Annotated in this window: 17 protein-coding genes; 14 read left to right on the top strand and 3 right to left on the bottom strand. The window is 60.4% G+C overall.

Annotated elements, in window-relative coordinates; genetic code table 11:
* A partial coding sequence (locus tag ACTHV6_RS09970) for a DUF222 domain-containing protein (protein ID WP_441387338.1) occupies positions 1-1,330 on the bottom strand: 1,330 nt, incomplete at its 3' end.
* Between the two features lie 619 nt (positions 1,331-1,949).
* On the opposite strand from ACTHV6_RS09970, the gene infC reads away from it, so the two are divergent.
* From infC to rplT, 3 genes are read left to right on the top strand one after another with little or no spacing between them, the layout of a single operon-like run.
* Positions 1,950-2,618, top strand: a complete 669-nt coding sequence (infC, locus tag ACTHV6_RS09965; protein WP_441387340.1) for a translation initiation factor IF-3 — start codon at positions 1,950-1,952, stop codon at positions 2,616-2,618.
* A gap of 54 nt (positions 2,619-2,672) precedes the next feature.
* The gene (gene rpmI, locus ACTHV6_RS09960; protein ID WP_441387337.1) at positions 2,673-2,867 is read left to right on the top strand and encodes a 50S ribosomal protein L35; all 195 of its coding nucleotides are present in this window, start codon (positions 2,673-2,675) and stop codon (positions 2,865-2,867) included.
* A gap of 20 nt (positions 2,868-2,887) precedes the next feature.
* Entirely contained in the window at positions 2,888-3,268 is a 381-nt protein-coding gene (rplT, locus tag ACTHV6_RS09955) for a 50S ribosomal protein L20 (RefSeq protein WP_441387335.1), read from the top strand.
* Positions 3,269-3,353: 85 nt separating this feature from the next.
* On the opposite strand, the gene ACTHV6_RS09950 is transcribed toward rplT, so the two are convergent.
* The gene (locus ACTHV6_RS09950) at positions 3,354-5,417 is read right to left on the bottom strand and encodes a glucose PTS transporter subunit IIA (RefSeq protein WP_441387333.1); all 2,064 of its coding nucleotides are present in this window, start codon (positions 5,415-5,417) and stop codon (positions 3,354-3,356) included.
* Positions 5,418-5,559: 142 nt separating this feature from the next.
* Here ACTHV6_RS09950 and ACTHV6_RS09945 point away from each other — a divergent pair, with 142 nt between their 5' ends.
* The 7 genes from ACTHV6_RS09945 (at position 5,560) to ACTHV6_RS09915 (ending at position 13,022) form a co-directional block, all read left to right on the top strand.
* The gene (locus ACTHV6_RS09945; RefSeq protein ID WP_441387332.1) at positions 5,560-6,402 is read left to right on the top strand and encodes a TrmH family RNA methyltransferase; all 843 of its coding nucleotides are present in this window, start codon (positions 5,560-5,562) and stop codon (positions 6,400-6,402) included.
* A gap of 147 nt (positions 6,403-6,549) precedes the next feature.
* Complete coding sequence (locus ACTHV6_RS09940; RefSeq protein WP_441387330.1) at positions 6,550-7,131, top strand: 2-oxoacid:acceptor oxidoreductase family protein; 582 nt, start codon at positions 6,550-6,552, stop codon at positions 7,129-7,131.
* Positions 7,115-8,374 carry a pyruvate ferredoxin oxidoreductase gene (porA, locus tag ACTHV6_RS09935; protein ID WP_441387329.1) on the top strand — a complete coding sequence of 420 codons (1,260 nt, stop codon included), beginning with the start codon at positions 7,115-7,117 and terminating at the stop codon, positions 8,372-8,374. The genes ACTHV6_RS09940 and porA overlap by 17 nt, the downstream gene beginning before the upstream one ends.
* Positions 8,371-9,429: a thiamine pyrophosphate-dependent enzyme gene (locus tag ACTHV6_RS09930; RefSeq protein ID WP_441387328.1), complete on the top strand. Its 1,059-nt coding sequence runs from the start codon at positions 8,371-8,373 to the stop codon at positions 9,427-9,429. The genes porA and ACTHV6_RS09930 overlap by 4 nt, the downstream gene beginning before the upstream one ends.
* Positions 9,430-9,432: 3 nt before the next feature.
* Complete coding sequence (locus ACTHV6_RS09925; RefSeq protein ID WP_441387327.1) at positions 9,433-11,091, top strand: NAD(P)-binding protein; 1,659 nt, start codon at positions 9,433-9,435, stop codon at positions 11,089-11,091.
* A gap of 20 nt (positions 11,092-11,111) precedes the next feature.
* The gene (locus ACTHV6_RS09920) at positions 11,112-11,906 is read left to right on the top strand and encodes an SGNH/GDSL hydrolase family protein (RefSeq protein ID WP_441387325.1); all 795 of its coding nucleotides are present in this window, start codon (positions 11,112-11,114) and stop codon (positions 11,904-11,906) included.
* 33 nt (positions 11,907-11,939) lie between these two features.
* On the top strand, positions 11,940-13,022 hold the full coding sequence (locus tag ACTHV6_RS09915; protein WP_441387323.1) for an oxidoreductase: 1,083 nt from the start codon (positions 11,940-11,942) through the stop codon (positions 13,020-13,022).
* On the opposite strand, the gene ACTHV6_RS09910 is transcribed toward ACTHV6_RS09915, so the two are convergent.
* Positions 13,019-13,861, bottom strand: a complete 843-nt coding sequence (locus ACTHV6_RS09910; RefSeq protein ID WP_441387322.1) for a PfkB family carbohydrate kinase — start codon at positions 13,859-13,861, stop codon at positions 13,019-13,021. The genes ACTHV6_RS09915 and ACTHV6_RS09910 overlap by 4 nt on opposite strands.
* A gap of 54 nt (positions 13,862-13,915) precedes the next feature.
* Here ACTHV6_RS09910 and pheS point away from each other — a divergent pair, with 54 nt between their 5' ends.
* The 4 genes from pheS to ACTHV6_RS09890 all read left to right on the top strand — a co-directional run bounded on the left by pheS (position 13,916) and on the right by ACTHV6_RS09890 (position 19,423).
* Positions 13,916-15,001: a phenylalanine--tRNA ligase subunit alpha gene (pheS, locus tag ACTHV6_RS09905; protein WP_441387321.1), complete on the top strand. Its 1,086-nt coding sequence runs from the start codon at positions 13,916-13,918 to the stop codon at positions 14,999-15,001.
* A gap of 1 nt (position 15,002) precedes the next feature.
* Positions 15,003-17,555 carry a phenylalanine--tRNA ligase subunit beta gene (pheT, locus tag ACTHV6_RS09900; RefSeq protein ID WP_441387319.1) on the top strand — a complete coding sequence of 851 codons (2,553 nt, stop codon included), beginning with the start codon at positions 15,003-15,005 and terminating at the stop codon, positions 17,553-17,555.
* Positions 17,556-17,569: 14 nt separating this feature from the next.
* Positions 17,570-18,364, top strand: a complete 795-nt coding sequence (locus ACTHV6_RS09895) for an SDR family NAD(P)-dependent oxidoreductase (RefSeq protein WP_441387317.1) — start codon at positions 17,570-17,572, stop codon at positions 18,362-18,364.
* Positions 18,365-18,859: 495 nt separating this feature from the next.
* The gene (locus tag ACTHV6_RS09890) at positions 18,860-19,423 is read left to right on the top strand and encodes a hypothetical protein (protein WP_441387315.1); all 564 of its coding nucleotides are present in this window, start codon (positions 18,860-18,862) and stop codon (positions 19,421-19,423) included.
* The last annotated feature ends 236 nt before the right edge of the window (positions 19,424-19,659 follow it).

Genomic DNA, 19,659 nt, shown 5'->3' with positions numbered 1-19,659 from the left:
GGCGGGTGTCGATGGCTGTAATGTCCCCGGTGACCGGATCAGTCACAACCCGGCGCAGGAACACCCGTGACCGGCGAGTCTGCGGATCGTCATGGGCCGGGTTCAGCATCTCGCGGGCTAGCGGGGCGGGGATGGGGCCGAGTCCAGCAATCCACGCGGCAGTCTGTGCTGGATCAGCACGCCGCCCATCATCATCAACCACAGGAAACAACGCATCGGCGGCAAACTCAGGGCCAGATTCGTTGGTGCCGGCAGAATCGTGAGTACCCGCCGGATCGGCTGCTGGACTGTGTGTGGTGGTGATGCCGAAAACACTGGTGTCGGTCATGATGATCTGGAGTTCGATGGGGATTGCCTCGGGTGTTGCTTGTCCGGTGAGGCGTTGGACGAGCAGGTCGGCTTCGATCTGGGTCCCGGAGCGTTCTTCGTGTTGGAGCTGATCCCCGCAGGCCCATCCGGTGTTTTTCGTGGTTGCTGCCGCATCTAACAAGGCTTTTTTACACGCGAAGGCCTGACCCATCGGGAGGAGGGCGGTCAGGTAGGCCATCGCATCCGGGGCAGGACGTACCGATACTGATCTTTTTGATTTGGCGATCTTGTGGCGTTTGACTTGCGCGGCCGGATCAATCTGATTGGCTAACGCGCGGACTTCCCCGGTGATCCTTTTGGTTCCGGCTTTGCCATAGCGGCCGGCCATGCGTGTATCGATCGCGGCGATAGCGGGAGGATCGAGGGCGGTGACTTCGTCGGTGATTTTCTGGGCCGTGAATTCTGCGAGACGCCCATCGGTCAGTGCAGCCAACGCGTTGGGCATGGTGGTGGTGAGTGTGTGGGCCATACGTACTACGCGGGAACCTGCTTGTGGGGACTCTCTGCGTGCTAACGCGATTTCGGAGCCGACACCTAGGCCGCGTTTCTTGATCGGAACACCCGCTTCACGTTCAGCGATCCCGCGATGGTGAAGAAACATGGCCGTTTCGCGTGCCTGTGCCGCGGCGGCAGCTGATTTGATGTCCTCCAACACCGAGACCCGGCTGATACACGCTGCTTCACTCGTGCCTGTGGGGGCGTCGCGGAGAATGTCACGGATAACCGTCAACGACGAGAGTCCGGATTCGTCACCGGATTCGAGCAAGGTAGTCAGATTGGCTTGCGCCTCGGCGAGCATCAAGTCAGTGAAATCCTCCTCCCATGCGTGGTCTGGGAGGGCAGGCATTGCGTCAGCATCAAAGGCAAGATCATCGAAATAGCGGTCAGCCTCAGTCGGGACATAAGGATCAGAAGCATCGCTCACGGCGGCATTGACGCGTGTATCGAGTGTGATACTCATAAGCCACCCTCCTTAGTGGTGATAAGAGAGTCCACTCCCCGCAAAGAGAGGGAACGCTGTTGTCAATTGGATCAAGTCAGTGAACGAGGTAACCGGTGAGAGCCACCTTGTTCAACCTACCCATATTCTATCGAACGAACGTTCCCCAAACAAGAGTTCGAACAGACTAGTTTGTGGCAGTTCGGCTGTGGGGTCCAGTCGTGCCGTGGCGGTCCAGTCATGCTGAAGGGACATGCATTGGCGCCAGTGTTACCTGATCCGTGCCAACGAAGCACCCGGTGATAGGCCATCAGATGAGCGCCACCAGATGACGGCCACCCATTTAAGAGAAACCCGATTGCAAGGATGGGACGGTGCGGGAGAGGCTCCGCCGTCGTCGTCCCAAAATGAAACTAAGCTCACGCGTACACGAACTTGTTCTGCGTAGAGTCTGGCGCGCGGGTTTGCTAGAATATTTCGCGACCGACCGGCTAAAGAGCCGGAACGCAAGCGGAGAAATCCCACCTGGGTGCCCCAAGGGTGCCGGGTCTTACGGTCCAGCCACAGATGTGGCATGGGTTCGTATGCTCTTGGTGAGTACTCCGTGCGCGCACGTCGAGGAATATGCTGAGGAGCAGCCATTAACAACGAACCACGAGTCAATGAGCGCATCCACGTCGATCAGGTTCGCCTTGTCGGCCCGGGTGGTGAACAGGTAGGTGTCGTCCGCGTGGAGGATGCCCTCCGCCTTGCCCAAGAGGCCGGACTTGATCTTGTAGAAGTCGCACCCAATTCTAATCCACCCGTTGCCAAGCTCATGGACTACGGTAAGTTCAAGTATGAGTCTGCCCAGAAGGCTCGCGAGGCTCGCCGCAATCAGTCCAATACGGTGATCAAGTCGATTCGTATTGGCTTGAAGATTGACGAAAACGATTACAACACGAAGAAGGGCCAAGCCGAACGCTTCCTGAACGGTGGCGACAAGGTGAAGTTCGATCTACGTTTCAAGGGTCGCGAACAGTCCCGGCCCGATCAGGGAGTCCGCCTACTGCGTGGGCTTGCTGAGGAGCTTTCTGAGATTTCGTCTATTGAGGCAGCACCGCGCGCTGAGGGACGAAACATGTCCATGGTCCTCTCCCCGCTGCGCAAGAAGTCCGAAGCCAAATCCGATCAGCGCCGCCGCCGCGAGGCTGAGCGTGAATCGCGACGGGCCGAGAAGTCCCGGCGCCCCGCTGAGGAAGAGGCCACGGCCGAAGCTCCGGCTTCAGCTCCCAAGCCGATGCCAAAGCCACCAGCGGCTTCGAATTAGTTTTATCCGAGTACACCGCCGCAGGATGCCTGCGGCCTGAATGAGGGGCTAGCAATGCCTAAGAACAAGACGCACTCCGGTGCCAAGAAGCGTTTCCGCACAACCGGTAGTGGAAAGCTTATGCGCGAGCAGGCCAACAAGCGCCATCTGCTCGAAGTAAAGTCCAGCCGCCGCAAGCGCCGCCTGTCTAACGATCAGGTTCTGGACAAGGCAAACGCCAAGCAGGTCAAGAAGCTGCTCGGGCGCTGAAGGTAAAAGGAGAAACTCTTATGGCACGCGTTAAGCGCTCAGTCAACGCAAAGAAGAAGCGTCGTACAACTCTCGATCGCGCCTCGGGTTACCGTGGCCAGCGTTCCCGCCTTTACCGTAAGGCGAAGGAACAGGTCACGCACTCAATGGTGTACAACTACCGTGATCGCAAGGTCCGCAAGAGCGAGTTCCGCAAGCTCTGGATCCAGCGCATCAACGCCGGTTGCCGCGCCGAGGGCATGACCTACAACCGCTTCATTCAGGGCCTCAACCTTGCAGGTATCGAAGTGAACCGCAAGCAGCTCGCCGAAATGGCCGTGAACGATCCGGCTGGATTCAAGGCTGTAGTTGAGGCGGCCAAGGCCGCTCTCCCTGAGGATGTCAACGCCCCCAAGGCCTGATAGATCTTAGACGAGGAGGCCCCGACTGCGCATACCGCGCGGCCGGGGCCTCCTTCATGTCAGTATGACTCGACGAACCGAGAATCTACTCGTCCTTCGCAACAACCGTGAGAAGGTCATCGCCTCCAGATACTGCGCCTTCTGCCGCACACTCCACTGCACCAAACTTCTTGTGGTTGGTGACGAGGACTGGCGTAATGGCACTGTAGCCAGCGTTCGTAATGACGGCACGATCAAAAGTAACCAGAAGATCCCCGCGCTTGACCTCATCGCCACGCTTGACGTGAACCTCGAAGCCCTCGCCCTTGAGATTGACGGTATCGATGCCGATATGTATCAATAGCTCGACGCCACTATCTAAGCGGAGTCCAACAGCGTGCCCCGTTGGGAACGTGAGAATCACCGTGCCGTCATCCGGGGCAATCACCCGCCCTGACGTGGGATCTACCCCCGCCCCCTTGCCTACAGCTCCGCTAGCGAAACCGGCGTCCGGTACATCCTCCAGTGGCATCACATTGCCGTCCAATGGGGAAGCCACCAGCGTTTTGGTGCCGGGGACCATGGCTGGTTTGAGTGTCTTGGGCTTAGTGGCAGTGGCAGCGGCCGGGGCCGTGCTTTCCGAGGCAGAAGCTGGCACCGCTCCGTCCTCAGGCTGGCCAGCGGCCTCCGCCGCCTCTTCAGCCGCGATCCGCGCCAGATTATCTGCCTTCTGCTCAGGCGTACGGTAATCGGTGGACACAACGGCAAGCATGGATGTGAAGAATGCGGCGGCGATAGAGATCGCGTACAGGGAGATGGGGCTGAAAATGGGGATCGTGAGCAGAGAGGTGAAGGCGAACGCTGAAGCTTCCACACCGCCGCCACTGATCATGGCGCCGACTCCCTGAACCACGCCGCCCACGAAGCACCCGATGAGCAGCCGCGGATAAATTCGCGCAAACCTCAGATGGATGCCGTAGAGAGATGGCTCGGACACTCCACCGAAGAGTCCGGCCACCAGTGCGCCGATCGAGGTTTGCTTCATCACCTTGTCGCGCTCTCTGAACGCGATGATCATGACGCCAGCGGTCGCGCCGAAGCAGGCAAAGTTCCATGCTCCCATCGGGCCTTGAATGAAGTCATACCCCAGCGTATTCAGGTTGACCAGCATGATGGCGTTCAGCGGCCAGTGCAGCCCAAGCGGAACGAGGAACGGGTAAAGCATCGGGATGAGGATCGCGAACACAATCGGTGCCGTGTCATTCAGCCAGCCGAGCCCGTTGCCAATACCGTTACCGATCCAGATACCGATGGGGCCGAGGATGAAAGCGGTGAGCGGGATGACGATCACCATGGAGAGGAAGGGTACGAACACGAGTTGGACGTTCTCGGAAATGATCTTGCGAAGGCCGTGATAGATGGGGGCTAGGACCGCCGCCATGATGAGCGGAACGAATACCTGGCCACCGTAATCCTGCAATTGCATGGGGAGGCCAAGAACTTGCACCTGGCAAAGCTCGGCGCCGAAATCGTTGACGGTGCAGGTAGTTTCCGGCAAGTCTGACATGCTCATGAAGTTGGGTGTCATGAGAGCGGCCATGATGGCTCCGCCCAACCATCCGTCAACGTTGAGCTTCTTGGCGGCGTTGTAGGCCACCATGATGGGCAAGAAGTAGAACACGGACCGCCACGCCGCATCGAGGAACGTCCAGAACGCAGGTTTCGTCTCCGCCCGGAAATCTTGAACGCCGAAGGCATCCATAACCGCGGCGAAGGCGATGATGAGGGAGGCCCCGAGCAATACACCAAGGATCGGACGAAAGCTGTCTGACAGGTACTCGAAGAAGGAATCAAGCCACGCGTGCTTGCCGCGAGGTCCCTTCTCTCGTGACTGTGCCTTCACATCTTCTACTGATGTGCCCTGCATTTGGGGAAGAGTGTTGATCTCGTTGAAAACGGTGGCAACACCGCCGCCGATGATGACTTGGTACCGTTCGCCGGATTGAGCTACCGCCCCCATGACGCCGTCGATTGATTCGACGGCACCTTGATCAACGGTGCTCGCATCCCCCAGCTGGAACCGGAGCCGTGTAGCGCAGTGGGTTAAGCTCACGATGTTGGAGGGCCCGCCAAGGGCCTCCACAATCGCGGACGCGGATTCTTTGGACATAACCGCCCGCCTTCTATTTTGCTGCGATCAGCGCCGATACCGAACGCATCAACGCATTCCTATTGGACGTGACTCAGATTACAATAACTGGCGCCTGTTCGCATGCGGGTCTACCGCTCTGGGATTGTGGAATGATAAGTACATGACTTCATTGCGCCTCAAGCCCGCCACTCGCACCCAACTTCAACGCGCGGCCAAGCTGCATAGGCGCGAGCAGCGCACCCGCCACGGCCAGTTTTTGGTTGAGGGTCCGCAATCGGTACGCGAGGTTCTGGCGTTCGCTCCCGAGGTGGTTCGCGATCTGTACGTGAGTGAGGGCGCATTTGAGAGCTACCCCGAGATTCGGGAGTTGGCCGCCGGGACCGGAGTGTGGACGCATAGTATCGACGACGACGAACTCCGCGACCTCTCCGGTGATGCGCAGGGTTTCGTTGTTGTGGCCGATGTGCCAGTACAGAAGGGTGCGGCAGAGCTACTCGCGGAGGCGCCTCTGGCGATTGCCGCGGTGGGGGCATCGGATCCCGGCAACGTGGGATCGATCGTCCGAAGCGCCGATGCAGCGGGTGCCTCAGCGGTTTTGCTGACGAAGGGGTGTGCGGAAGTAACCGCTCCCAAGGTTGTTCGGTCCACCGTGGGATCGCTTTTTCACGTGCCGGCGGCAACGAACTTGAACCTCGAGGACATCATCGATGCAGCCCACGCGGCCGGTATGCAGGTACTTGCCGCGGAAGGGAGCGGGGAGTGGGACCTTCCGGCCCTCGTGCAATCCGCGTACGGTGCTGGAGTGGCAGGTGGCCCCGATCTAACCCGGCCAACCCTGTGGGTGGTGGGCAACGAGGCGCACGGGTTCGATGGCGTTGATATCTCACGGGTAGACGCCCAAGTGGCGATTCCTCTCTATGGTCAGGCCGAATCACTCAATGTGGCGGTGGCAGCCTCCATTTGTCTGTATACAACCGCGATGGCGCAGCAATCGATCGGGTAAATTCCCGCGCACTGCAGGCAAAAATATAGGACCAAGGCCCCGCTATTACCCCATCAATTCGAACGGGTTTCGTTACATAAATTGAAAGGCCGTTCACGGATGCCGATTGCCGCGCACCATTTTTCACGGACGTCCTAGTCTTAAAGCATGGTCGAAGTACGCATTCATGGGCGAGGCGGACAGGGAGTGGTTACGGCCGCTGACATGGTGGCTATGGCAGCTTTCCATGAAGGTAGGCATGCGCAGGCATTTCCTTCGTTCGGATCCGAGAGGACGGGAGCACCCGTTGTTGCCTACGCACGGATCCGTGACGAGGAAATCCGAACGCGCGAACCCGTCTTGTTTCCCGAATTAGTTATTGTTCAAGATCCAACACTCTTGCCAATCCTTGATGTGTTCTCTGGACTCACCGAGGGCGGCTACGCCCTGGTGAATTCATCGAAGGCACCAGGCGAACTCGGGCTGGAGTGGCTGGTTGAGAAGCAGCCGGCTGGCCACGTCATGTGCATGCCGGCAACCGACATTGCTCGCGAACACACCGGCCGAACCGTTCCCAACGCAGTGTTGCTGGGCGGAATGGCAGCGCTTGCACACCCGTTCCAGTTGGAATCGGTGGAGCTTGCCGTTCGCGAGCGCTTCCCCGGAGCCGTTGGAGAAAAGAACGTGGCCGCAGCTGAGGCCGCATACGCCATGGTGGCGAAGGAGGTTGAGCATGCTGCAGCAAATTGAGGGATCAAAGGCAATCGCACACACAGTAGCTGGGTGCAAACCCGAGGTGATTTCCGCCTATCCGATTTCGCCTCAAACCCACATTGTTGAGGAGCTGTCCCGGCTGGTCAAGGCCCGTGAGATGGACGGCTGCGAATACGTGAACGTGGAGTCTGAATTCTCGGCCATGTCCGCATGCATTGGTGCCTCGGCAACGGGAGCCAGAGCTTACACGGCAACCGCTTCCCAGGGCCTCTTGTTTATGGTGGAGGCCGTGTATAACGCTTCGGGGCTGGGCCTGCCGATCGTCATGACCGTTGCTAACCGGGCCATTGGTGGCCCGATCAATATCTGGAACGATCATTCCGATGCGATGTCCCAGCGTGATTCCGGATGGTTGCAGCTGTATGCCCGCGACAATCAAGAGGCGGCAGATCTTCATGTTCAGGCATTCAAGATTGCCGAGGCGCTTTCGCTGCCCGTCATGGTGTGCATGGATGGCTTCATCTTGACCCACGCAGTGGAGCAGGTGGACGTTCCAGATCGCGAGGACATTGCCAAGTTCCTGCCTCCCTACGAACCTCGCGTTGTGCTGGATCCTGCCGATCCCATCTCTATGGGAGCGATGGTGGGCCCCGAAGCCTTCACTGAGGTGAAGTACCTTGCCCATCACAGGCAAATGCAGGCCCTCGATCTTATCCCTCAGGTCCAGAAGGAGTTCGAAGCGATCTTCGGCAGAGATTCGGGCGGACTCCTGCACGAGTATCGCACGGAGGATGCGGAAACAATCGTCCTGTGCCTAGGTTCCGTCACGGGCACTGTTCAGGACGTTGTGGACCAGCGCAGGGCTGCCGGAGAACGGATCGGCGTGGTCTCCTTGGTTTCCTTCCGCCCGTTCCCGAGGGTTGCGGTGCGTCGGGCATTGCGGGGTGCGAAAACCGTCGTCGTCATGGAAAAGGCTTTCTCCGTGGGTATCGGGGGAATCGTTTCCGCGGATGTGGGCACCTCCCTTCTGGACGAAGAAACCGAGCGGTACGAACTCATCGCGGGGCTGGGTGGACGCGACATTACCTCCACCTCACTCCACGAATACTTCGATCGTCTCAAGGCCGGAACGCAGAAGCGGTTCAAGTTCCTTGATCTGAACCGCGAACTGGTGGATAAGGAACTCGAACGCGAGCGCGGAACGCGGCGATCGGGTTCCATCCCGGAGAACCTCATTAAGGACGTGACAGAAATGGCGCTAGAGGAGGCTGGACGATGAGTACATCGCCACTTGAAAAGGACGCGGCAGCACGCAGTGAGGTCAAGTACTACCAGGTGGGCTCCTTTGCGGTAGGCAACCGCCTTGTCCCCGAAGCCCTCCGTTCGGTCCAATCAGAAGCCGACCGGTTCAACTCGCTGACCTCCGGGCACCGGGCCTGCCAGGGCTGCGGCGAGGCGCTGGGAGCGCGCTATGCGGTGGATGCGGCCATGAACGCCGCGGGCAACAACGTGATTGCCGTGAACGCCACCGGCTGCCTCGAGGTGTTCTCTACTCCCTATCCGGAAACCTCGTGGAACTTGCCGTGGCTCCATTCTCTGTTCGGGAACGCACCGGCCGTGGCAACCGGCGTGCAAGCTGCGCTGCGGGCCAAGGGCCAAACGGACACCCGTGTGATCGCTCAGGGCGGTGACGGCGGCACCGTGGATATTGGCATGGGTGCCCTGTCCGGGATGTTCGAACGTAACGATGATGTGCTGTACATCTGCTATGACAATCAGGGCTACATGAACACCGGTGTGCAGCGTTCGGGTGCCACTCCGCCCGCTGCGCGCACGGCCACAACCCAGCCCGTTGGGCCCGAACCCGGAAACGTGTGGGGGCAAGGAAAGGACATGGCGCGGATTGCCATGGCGCACGAGATTCCATACGTTGCTACCGCCACCGTGGCTGACCTGTCCGATTTGGAATACAAAGTGGATAAGGCGATGGGTTTCCACGGCGCGCGCTACATTCATGTGCTCGTTCCCTGCCCGCTCGGGTGGGGATCGGCATCGAACGTCACGCTCAAACTGGCGCGCTTGGCCACGCAATCGGGGCTGTTCCCCGTGTTTGAGGCCGAAGAAGGTGAGGTCACAGCTGTAACCAAGATTCGCCGGCCAGTTGGCGTGGAAGAGTACCTGCGGCCCCAGCGGCGGTTCGCGCATCTGTTTAAGAAGGGCGCGGATACCACGGTGTTGGATCGATTGCAGGGCGTTGCTGATCGCAATATTCGCAGGTATGGGCTGATCGATGACGAGGGGCTCGACCCGTTTGTTAAGCACGAGGAGGACTGAGAAATGACCACAACAGAAAACAGGACACGGCAAAACCTGCCGTTCGCAGTGATACTCCCCGTGGGGAGCTCCGCGGCCAACCGAACGGGATCGTGGCGTACAGAGCGCCCCGTCTACGTGAACCTGCTGCCCCCGTGCAACAAGGCGTGCCCCGCCGGTGAGAACATTCAGCAGTGGCTCTATCACGCCGAAGAAGGCGATTATGAGGCCGCGTGGCGCGAGATCATGGCGAATAACCCGCTACCTGCCGTTATGGGCCGTGTGTGCTACCACGAGTGCCAAACTGCCTGTAACCGGGCGGAAATTGACGAGGCCGTGGGGATCAACGCAATCGAACGATTCTTAGGCGATAAGGCGCTGGAAGAAGGGTGGAGTGTTCAGCCGCTCGGGCCAGCTTCCGGGAAATCGGCGCTCATCGTGGGGGCTGGGCCCTCTGGACTTTCTGCCGCCTACCATTTGGCGCGCTTGGGCCACAAGGTGACGGTGCGTGACGATGGCGAGCAGCCCGGGGGCATGATGCGTTACGGCATCCCGTCCTACCGGTTGCCACGGGGGATCCTCGACGGGGAGATCAAGCGCATTCAGGACATGGGCGTCACCTTCGAAATGAACACGAAGGTGGATGACGTGGAGGCCGCGCTGGCAGAATTCGATGCTGTGTTCCTTGCCGTTGGGGCACAAATCGGTAAGCACGTGAACATCCCCGCCGGTGCAGCCTCCCATGTGCTGGACGCCGTTCAGATGCTTCGCGGCGTTGAGCAGGCAGCGGATAGCGAAGGGCCGCAGCCTCTCATGGGCCGGCGCGTTGTGGTGTACGGCGGCGGAAACACGGCGATCGATGCCGCGCGCACCGCGAAGCGCTTGGGGGCCACCGATTCGGTGATCCTGTACCGGCGCACCCGCGATCGCATGCCAGCCAGTGATTCGGAAGTGACCGAGGCCGAGGAGGAGGGCATCAAAATGCGGTGGCTCTCCACCATTAAGCACATCGATTCCGAAGAACTCATGATCGAGCGCATGGAGCTCGATGAGAATGGCTTCCCCCAGCCAACCGGCGAATACGACAAGCTGGAGGCTGATTCGGTCGTGATGGCGCTGGGCCAGGAGTCCGATCTGGGACTGCTGGAGGGCGTGAGCGACGTTTCCGTCAAGGACGGGATCGTCGAGGTTGACCGCCAGATGCAAACAGGTAGGCCGGGGTTGTTCGCCGGTGGTGACATGGTTCCTTCCGAAAAGAATGTCACCATGGCGATCGGGCACGGCAAAAAGGCCGCCCGATACATTGATGGCTACCTGCGCGGATCCTCCTATGCGCCAGGCCCCAAGCCGACAGATGCCACCTTGGATTTGATGGAAACGTGGTACTACTCCGATGCGCCGCATCAGGTGCGTGACCGGCTCGCGGGTCCGCGCCGAGCCTCCACCTTCGATGAGGTTGTTCAGGGACTGGACGAAACCTCCGCCCTGTTTGAGGCGCGGCGCTGCATGAGCTGCGGTAACTGCTTTGGGTGCGACAACTGCTTCGGCGTATGCCCGGACAATGCGATCACCAAGTTGGAGCCGGGCAGCTACGAGTTCAAGTATGACTACTGCAAGGGCTGTGGGGTGTGCGCCGAAGAATGCCCGTGCGGTGCCATTGAGATGATTCCCGAGGAGATCTAAGGCCGTAGTAGGTTAGACGAGTGAATAGGACTGCACGCGGTATTACCGGACTGGGAATCGGAGCGGGAACGCTCACCATTTATCGCAGAGCAAAGGCGGTGGCCAAGCAGAATACTCCGTTCAGGAGGCGCTGGGAGGAGCATCTCCTGACAACCGTGGAGGATCTGAATCGGCGGGCAGAGCTTCCTCTGATCTACGTGGCACTCGGCGATTCTGCCGCGCAGGGCTTAGGCGCCACCCGCTTCGAAGATGGCTACGTGCCGCGGGTGGCCTCTGGCCTTCAGGCCGCCACCGGACGCGAGGTTGCCCTCCTGAACCTGTCCCTTTCAGGAGGTACCGCGGCATCCGTGCTTGGCACTCAGATTCCGCAACTGGAGGGTTTGAGGATCGGCGGCGAACCGATCACACCGGACGTTGTGACCCTTGACATCGGAGGGAACGATGTGGGGGTGGAAAGCCTGGGCGTGGGGGAGTTTGGCCGCCGCATGGATGCGATCATGGGCCACTTGCACGGTCCAACGTTCGTGGCGAATATCCCCACCTTCCGCCCGCTCAAAACTGAACTGCGCGCCTCACAACTGTCCGCTCAGATCAATCGTGCCGCAGCCGATGCAGGTGCAGGGCTGATCGATCTTGAGGGGCTGTCCAACACCCTGAGCATGTGGACGTACATGAACGAATATCATGCGGGCGATATGTTCCATCCCAATACGCCGTGGTATCACCGCTGGAGCCAGATGTTCATGGACGAGATCTGCGGACAGTTTGAGCTTGCGAGAATCGATATGAATACGGTCCCTGTGTGGCGAGGGTAGGGATAGAATAGGCCGCAGAGATAAGGAGATTCGATGTCGCACCTCTTTGAACCAATGTCGCTTGGTAACGTCACCGTCAAGAACCGGCTGTGGTTAGGCCCCATGAGCCAGTACAGCGCTCAAGCAACCGGTGATCACGCCAGTGAACCCAATGCGTGGCACTTTCAGCATTACGCGAGCCGATCAGTGGGCGGCTACGGCATGGTGGTGGTGGAATCTACCGCGGTAACGCTAGAAGGCCGGGCCACACCCTACTGCTTAGCGCTCGATAGCGCAGATAAGCTGCCCGCCTTTGAACAGCTGGTGGATTCGATCCGGATGGGCGGGGCAACACCAGCTATCGAACTCAATCACTACGGGCGCATGGCATCAACGCGTCAGGGATGGATGCACTCGAGCTACCTTGCACCCGACGCCCCACTTGGATGGCTTCCCGTTGCTCCTTCACCCATCCCATTCACCGAGGATGGCGCCATACCTCGTGAGCTGACCGATGAGGACATTTGGGGCGTGGTGCGCGCTTATCGCGAGGCAGCAGAACGTGCCATACGCGCTGGCTTCGAGGCCGTGGTGATCGCGGCCTCCGGCGGCAATCTCCTCCACCAGTTCCTTTCCCCGTTGGCCAACCATCGAGGTGATGACTGGGGCGGCCTGTTCTCCAACAGGATCCGCCTTGTCCTTGAAGTGATCGATGCCGTGCGCGAGGTGATAGGCGAACACCCGTTCATTGTGCGGATAGCCGCAACGGATTGGGACGCCGCAGGCAAAGGCTGGCGCCTAACGGACGCCGTGGAACTTGTCCGCAACGGCAAGGAACACGGCGTGGACCTGTGGGACATCACGTCAGGGGGCATCGTTCCCGGCGTTGTTCAGGAGGCGGGGCCGGGCTACCACGTGCCGCTTTCTGACAGGATCCGGCGCGATACCCATGCGGCAACGAGCGTTGGCGGCAAGATTATCAGCGCAGGCCAAGCCGAGCAGGCTCTGCTCAGCGGTCAAGCGGACGCCGTTGTGGCCGGGCGCAACGCCCTGCGTGATCCGTATTTGGCGCGGCGGTGGCAGAGCGAACTGGACGGTGTGGATTCATGGCCCCTTCAGTATTGGCGCGGCATCTAGAGCTTTTCCACCCACCCCATCGCACCGGCACTCCGAACGGACAGTGTGGCAAGCTGAGCGGCGGCAGCAAGTGAGGACAGGCCGTCTTGGCCGGCCCCCAGAGCGGCCGTGAAGGCACCGTGTAATACATCGCCTGCTCCCAATGTATCGGCGATAGTTCCCGGCTGTGTGATGGGCAGCGAATAGGCCTTGTTCTCCACGATCGCCTCGATATTGCCGCCACCGTGGGTGCGCGCCACAAACCCGATGCCATATCCGCGCAGGGTTTCGAGCGTTTGATCCCGGCTCACTCCGGGAAGCTCAAAATCAGCTGACACCACGGCGTGGGTCACGTGGGGGAGGAGGGAATCGAGCCCGGGCTTGTAGGAGCCACCATCTAGAATCACCGGAATGCCCGCCGATTCGGCCGTGCGCGCCAACGCGATCTGAACGTCTAGCAGATGTCCATCCACCATGAGGGCCGTTGCCCCATCGAGCACGTCGGGTTCCGGGAAGGAATGGCTGCGCGCCGTGTTGTTTGTGGAGATGACGGTGCGATCGCCCTGAGCATCAATCGCCACCGCGGAGATCGCCGGATCTCCCTCAGCGGCCACATCAATCAGTTGCACGCCAGCCCCCTCAAGCCATGTGTGTGCGAGCTGGGCGAATACGCCGGTACCGATCGGAGAGATCAGCGTGGGATAGGCGCCCAGCGCGCCGGCCGTACGTGCGGCGTTCGCTGCCGGGCCACCAACGTCTAACAACGCCGAATCCGAGACGGCTTTCGTACCGGGAGCCGGAACCGCCTCGATGAGTTGGATGAGATCGATGGTTGTCAGCCCGCAAAACACTGTGCGCATGGGACCACTCTAGTGAACTAGACTGTCCTGTGGTCAACTACGCGAAAGGCAGACATGTCTGAGGAACTGAGCCCGCTTGACGAGGCGGGCATCGCCGCGGCAGTGGAAGCGGCGAAGGCCGCCTTTGCAGCGGCGGACACGCTCGAAGAGCTCAAGGCGGCACGCCTGGCACACAGTGGGGACAATGCCCCGATCACTCACGCCAATGCGCTCATCCGCACGCTCGATAAGTCCGAAAAACCGGTTGCTGGCAAACTCATGGGAGGCGCCCGAAAGGCCATTCAAGCCGCGCTAGCCAGCGAAACCGAACGCCTCGAAGCTCAAGCCGAGGCCCGCGCCATGGCCGAGGAACGCGTGGACGTCACCGAGCCCACGCGCCGCAACCCGCAGGGCGCCCGCCACCCACTGACCGTGCTTTTGGAAGATGTGGCTGACTTCTTCGTTTCCATGGGCTGGGACATTGCCGAGGGCCCGGAAGTGGAACACGAATGGTTCAACTTCGATGCTCTGAACTTTGGGCCCGATCACCCGGCGCGCCAGATGCAGGACACCTTCTACATTGACGGCGTGGAGCAGGCCGGGGATCACGATTCCGCCGATCCCCAGCCGAACCTCGTGCTGCGCACGCACACCTCACCTGTTCAATCGCACACGATGCTGGAGCGTGGGGCGCCGCTGTATATCGCCTGCCCTGGCCGTGTGTTCCGCACGGACGCTCTGGATTCCACGCACACCCCCGTGTTCCATCAGGTGGAAGGCCTCGCGGTGGATAAGCACCTGACGATGGCGCACCTGAAGGGCACATTGGATCATTTCGCCCGCGCCATGTTCGGGCCCGAGGCCCGTACCCGCTTGCGCCCCTCCTTCTTCCCGTTCACCGAGCCTTCGGCGGAAATGGACCTGTGGTTCCCCCAGAAGAAGGGCGGGCCGGGCTGGATCGAATGGGGTGGCTGCGGCATGGTCAACCCCGAAGTCTTGCTCAACGCGGGCATTGACCCACAGGAGTATTCAGGCTTCGCCTTCGGCATGGGCATTGAGCGCACGCTCATGTTGAGGCACGGCATCGCGGATATGCGAGACATGGTTGAGGGCGATGTGCGTTTCTCGCTCCAGTTCGGAACCACCGGAAGGGGTAACTGATATGCCACTCATTCCTATCGATTGGTTGGCCACACACGTTGAGGTTCCCGAGGATCTCACGCCAGAACAGCTAGCGGCAGATCTGGTCAAGGTGGGCCTCGAAGAGGAAGAAATTCACGAGTCGGAGGTGTCCGGCCCCGTCGTCGTCGGAAAAGTTCTGACCCGCGAAGCCAAAGAACAATCCAACGGCAAAGTGATCAACTACTGCCGTGTGGACGTGGGCGAACACAACGATGCCCCCGGGACCGGTAAGGAGCCCTCGGAGCTTGCCTCCCGCGGAATTATCTGCGGTGCGCACAACTTCGAAGCTGGCGATTACGTGGTGGTCTCCCTGCCCGGCGCCGTGCTTCCCGGCGGATTCGCAATCGCCGCACGCAAGACGTACGGCCACACCTCCGATGGCATGATTTGTTCGGCCACCGAGTTGGGGATTGGAGGCGAGGCATCCGGAATCATCGTGTTGGCGAAGGGGGACGACGACGAGGCCGCCGCGGCTTTGCCGAAGCCCGGAACCGATGCTCGTGGGTTACTTGGGATTGCCGGGCGCACTCTCGAAATCAACATCACGCCAGATCGCGGATACTGCTTCGCCATGCGCGGCGTGGCACGCGAATATCATCACTCGACGGGCGCCGTGTTCACCGATCCGGCGTTAGAATCCGGCCTTCCCGAGGCCAATTCCGATGGGTTCCCCGTACACGTGCGGGATGATGCGCCGATTCATGGCGTACCGGGATGCGATCGTTTCGTCACGCGCATCGTGCGGGGTGTGGATCCCCATGCGCCATCGCCGAAGTGGCTGGCGGACCGCCTCACGGCGGCCGGAATGCGGCCCATCTCTCTGGCCGTTGATGCCACCAACTACGTGATGCTGGATCTAGGCCAGCCGCTGCACGCCTACGATCTGGACAAGGTGAACGGGCCGATCATCGTCCGCCGCGCGCGCCAAGGCGAAAAGCTCGTCACGTTGGACGAGGCCGAGCGCACGCTCGGAGCCGAGGACCTCCTCATCACCGATTCTGACGGTGAACGCGTTCTTGGACTGGCAGGCACCATGGGCGGATTCGATACCGAAATCACGGACGGAACCGTGAACGTTCTCATCGAGGCCGCTCACTTCGATCAGGTGTCCGTGGCGCGGATGTCGCGCCGGCACAAGCTGCCCAGCGAGGCAGCCAAGCGCTTCGAACGCGGAGTGGATCCAAAGATCGCCCCCGTGGCCGCGCAAGCTGTTGTTGACCTCCTTGTTGAATACGGCGGAGGCACAGCGGGAAGCGAAGTGTTCGATCTGGACACCACCGCGGCCCCCGAAGCGCAGGACTTCCCGGTGGCCGAGGTTGCACGGATCGCGGGACTGGACGTGCCCGAAGATCGCATCAAGGAGATCCTCAGCGATATCGGATGCACCGTTGCAGGTGAGGGCGATGTTCTGAGCGTGACCCCGCCAACGTGGCGCCCGGATCTTGTGGGTCCCGCGCACTTCGTGGAGGAAATAGCGAGGCTCGTGGGCTATGACGAGATCCCCGTGGAGCTACCAATGGCAAGGGCCGGCCGCGGCCTGACGCCCGTCCAGCGCCAACGCCGCGATGTCATGCGTACGCTGGCTGAAGCCGGCTGGGTGCAGGTGCTGTCCTACCCGTTCGTGGGTGTAGGTGCCTTCGACAAGCAGGGGATCAGCGACGAACGCCGTACAGCGATTCGGCTGGCCAACCCGCTTCAGGACGATGCGCCCTATCTTCGCACCAGCATCTTGGATTCGCTCTTGGATACCGCGCGCCTCAACGTTTCGCGCGGCAACCCTGCTGTGGCGATCTGCGAGGCCAGCCTTGTGGGCAGGCCTCAGGGCGTTGTTGCCGCGCCGCCAGCGGCCGTGGGGGAGCGGCCTAGCGATGAGGTGCTCAGCGGACTCATGGGAGCGATTCCCGCTCAGCCGCACCACATCGCCGGTGTTGCCTGCGGTGCGGTCACCGAGCCTCAAGCTGGGCTGGCCCCCGTTCAGTGGGATTGGCGTGACGCAATCGAGGCGGCGGTCTCGATGGGCCGCACTGTTGGCATCGATCTGACCGTTGCGCAGGCCGAGCACGCGCCATACCATCCCGGCCGTTGTGGGCAGATCTTTGCGGGAACCACGTCCGTGGGCTTCGCCGGGGAGCTTGCGCCTGCTGTGTGCAAGGCGTTTGAGCTGCCCGCGCGAACCGTGGCCTTCGAAATCGATTCGGATGCGCTGTTTGCCGCTCGTGGAAGTGATCCGGCGCAGATCGGCCCCGTTCTTACCTACCCGGCTGCCAAGGAGGACGTGGCGCTCGTGGTGGACGAAGCCGTGACGAACGCTCAGCTGGAGGCCGTGATCCGCAAGGCTGGCGGGGATCTTCTGGAAGATGTTCGGCTCTTCGATGTGTACACCGGTGAGCAGGTGCCAGAGGGCAAGAAATCGCTTGCCTACGCACTGCGGGTACGCGGCGATCACACGCTGAGCGCCGAGGAGACGGCTGGCATTCGCAAGAAGATCATCAAGCAAACAGGTAAGAAGTTGGGGGCGCAGCTGCGCAGCTGAGGTAGCGTTAGGCTATGAACACAGTTCCAGCAGCAGAACGCATTCTTATCACAGGAGCATCGCGTGGGATCGGCCAGCGCTTGGCAATCGAACTTGCCAAGCCCGGCCGGTCCCTGACCCTTGTGGCGCGAACTCAAGATTCCCTTGAGGCCACTGCGGCCGAATGTGAGGTGCGGGGCGCCTCCGTGTGCACACTCGCATGCTTACTCGAAAAGCGTGATCGCCTGGCACAGATGCTTGAGATCATCACGGCCGATGGCGGTGTGGATATGATCGTCAACTGCGCCGGTGTATTCGGCAGCGAGGAGAGACCGTGGGAGGCCGATCCGGAGGATTGGTGGTACACGCAGTTGGTCAATGTGCGCGCTCCCTTCCTCATCCAGCACGCTCTCGTACCCGGCATGTTGGAGCGCGGTGGCGGGCGAATCATCGATCTCTCTTCGGGGGCGGCGATCAAGGACCGCCCGAACACCTCCGCCTATTACGTGTCCAAGACGGCGCTGATGCGCTTGGGAGGTTCTCTTCACATGGCCGGCTATGACGAGGGCCTGCGGGTGCTCGAACTGGCGCCGGGCGTTGTGTACACGGATATGACCAAGGGCGCGAAGATGCACGAGGGCCGGACCGAGTGGGTGGATCCCGGCAAGGCTGCAGAGATTGCTGCGGCTTTCGCCGATGGTGAGCTGGACGGCCTGTCCGGATGTCAGGTGAGGGCAGGATCCGATTCTCTCGATGATCTGAAAACAAAATCAGCCCAAGGCGTGGGAGAAAACTCCCGGCGCCTCAGGCTGACTGATTTCGTGGACTAGCTGGAGTTTTTGCTGCTCAAGGACCAGTTATTGTTATGAGGCCAAGGAGTTCCAAAGCCGACATAATGGTCACAACCGCTGCAGCGCACCCGCCAATGAACATCCAACGCGTATCACGGTTTGCAAGGCTCCAGCGTTGGTACAGGCCCCTCTGCTTCCCCGTCTTTTTATCTCGAGCTTTAGGCATCTCTGCAATCGAATACCCTAAGAACCAAACTGTTACCATGCCGAAGAGAATGAGAGTGAAGACGGGATTGTCAAGAAAATCAAACAATAATCTTCTCCTCGCCTTGCGGGCGCTCATGAATGGTAGGGAACGACGACAGGAACCCGCCTACGCAGGCGAGGCTCGACGTTACCCGTAATACAGTACTCTGCTCTGAACTTGATCGGAGCAGGACTGCCTCGCTAACAAGGACGATTCGAGGTACTACAGCGAGGGATAAAGAGTCGCTTTCCCGTGAAAATCGGTCTATACTCGGCTACAGTGTGACCATGATCGAACGGATTGACCAAGGTCAGGCCATCTGGTTTTCACAATGGTTGCGTGGTTCTATGGGCATTCTTCCAGAGGGCTACGCTCGCCGAGTCGGAATACTTCCGTCTGGTACAGTACCGGTGCCGGGGGCCGAAGTGCCCTTTCAGGCACCCGATTGCAATGATGATCCGCCCTCCGATGCTCAACAAGAGGTTATCGACCATATTCTTCTAGAATCGATCGACCCAGAGACCCCATGTTGCTTCGCCGTTTATGCTTACTTTCCGCGGCAGGACTGGGGAGTGCACTACGGGTTCAACCAGCCCGAGGGCACGTGGTATCTGGCAGGCGATCTTCATTACGTGATGTTCTCAGCGCCATTGAAGGAAGGTCTGTTCGGACCGATCGCTCAGCGGTGGGGCGATGTCTTTTCGATCGAGCTAAGCTATTTGTGGCCTGAAGACCGTTCATGGTTTCTCTCTTCACCACTCGATGTCGCCTTCGCTACAGTCGGCAGCGATGATGATCTCCTCGCCGATAAGCTACTCGCCCAGCCGATTCTGGACGCTCACGAATGGTAGTGGACGACGACGGAGCGTTCCGTACGTAGGATTCGCCCCGTCGTCGTCACTCGTTTTAGATTTTACCGGCGCCCGAAGCGATCGTTGCGGCGATCGTCGCGGTAACGGCGGTCGCGATCCCCAACGTAGTTCTTCCCGTGGCCGGCCTGATCTGAACCGGAGGAGCGGGGCCTACGATCATCGCGGCGCGGGCCACGATCCTCGGAGATCTTGAGCTGGCGGCCCGATACGCGGGC

This window comes from Ancrocorticia sp., from assembly GCF_052089425.1.
In the GTDB taxonomy this organism is placed as follows: Bacteria; Actinomycetota; Actinomycetes; order Actinomycetales; family Actinomycetaceae; genus Ancrocorticia.
This window is presented reverse-complemented; position numbering and strand designations above follow the sequence as displayed.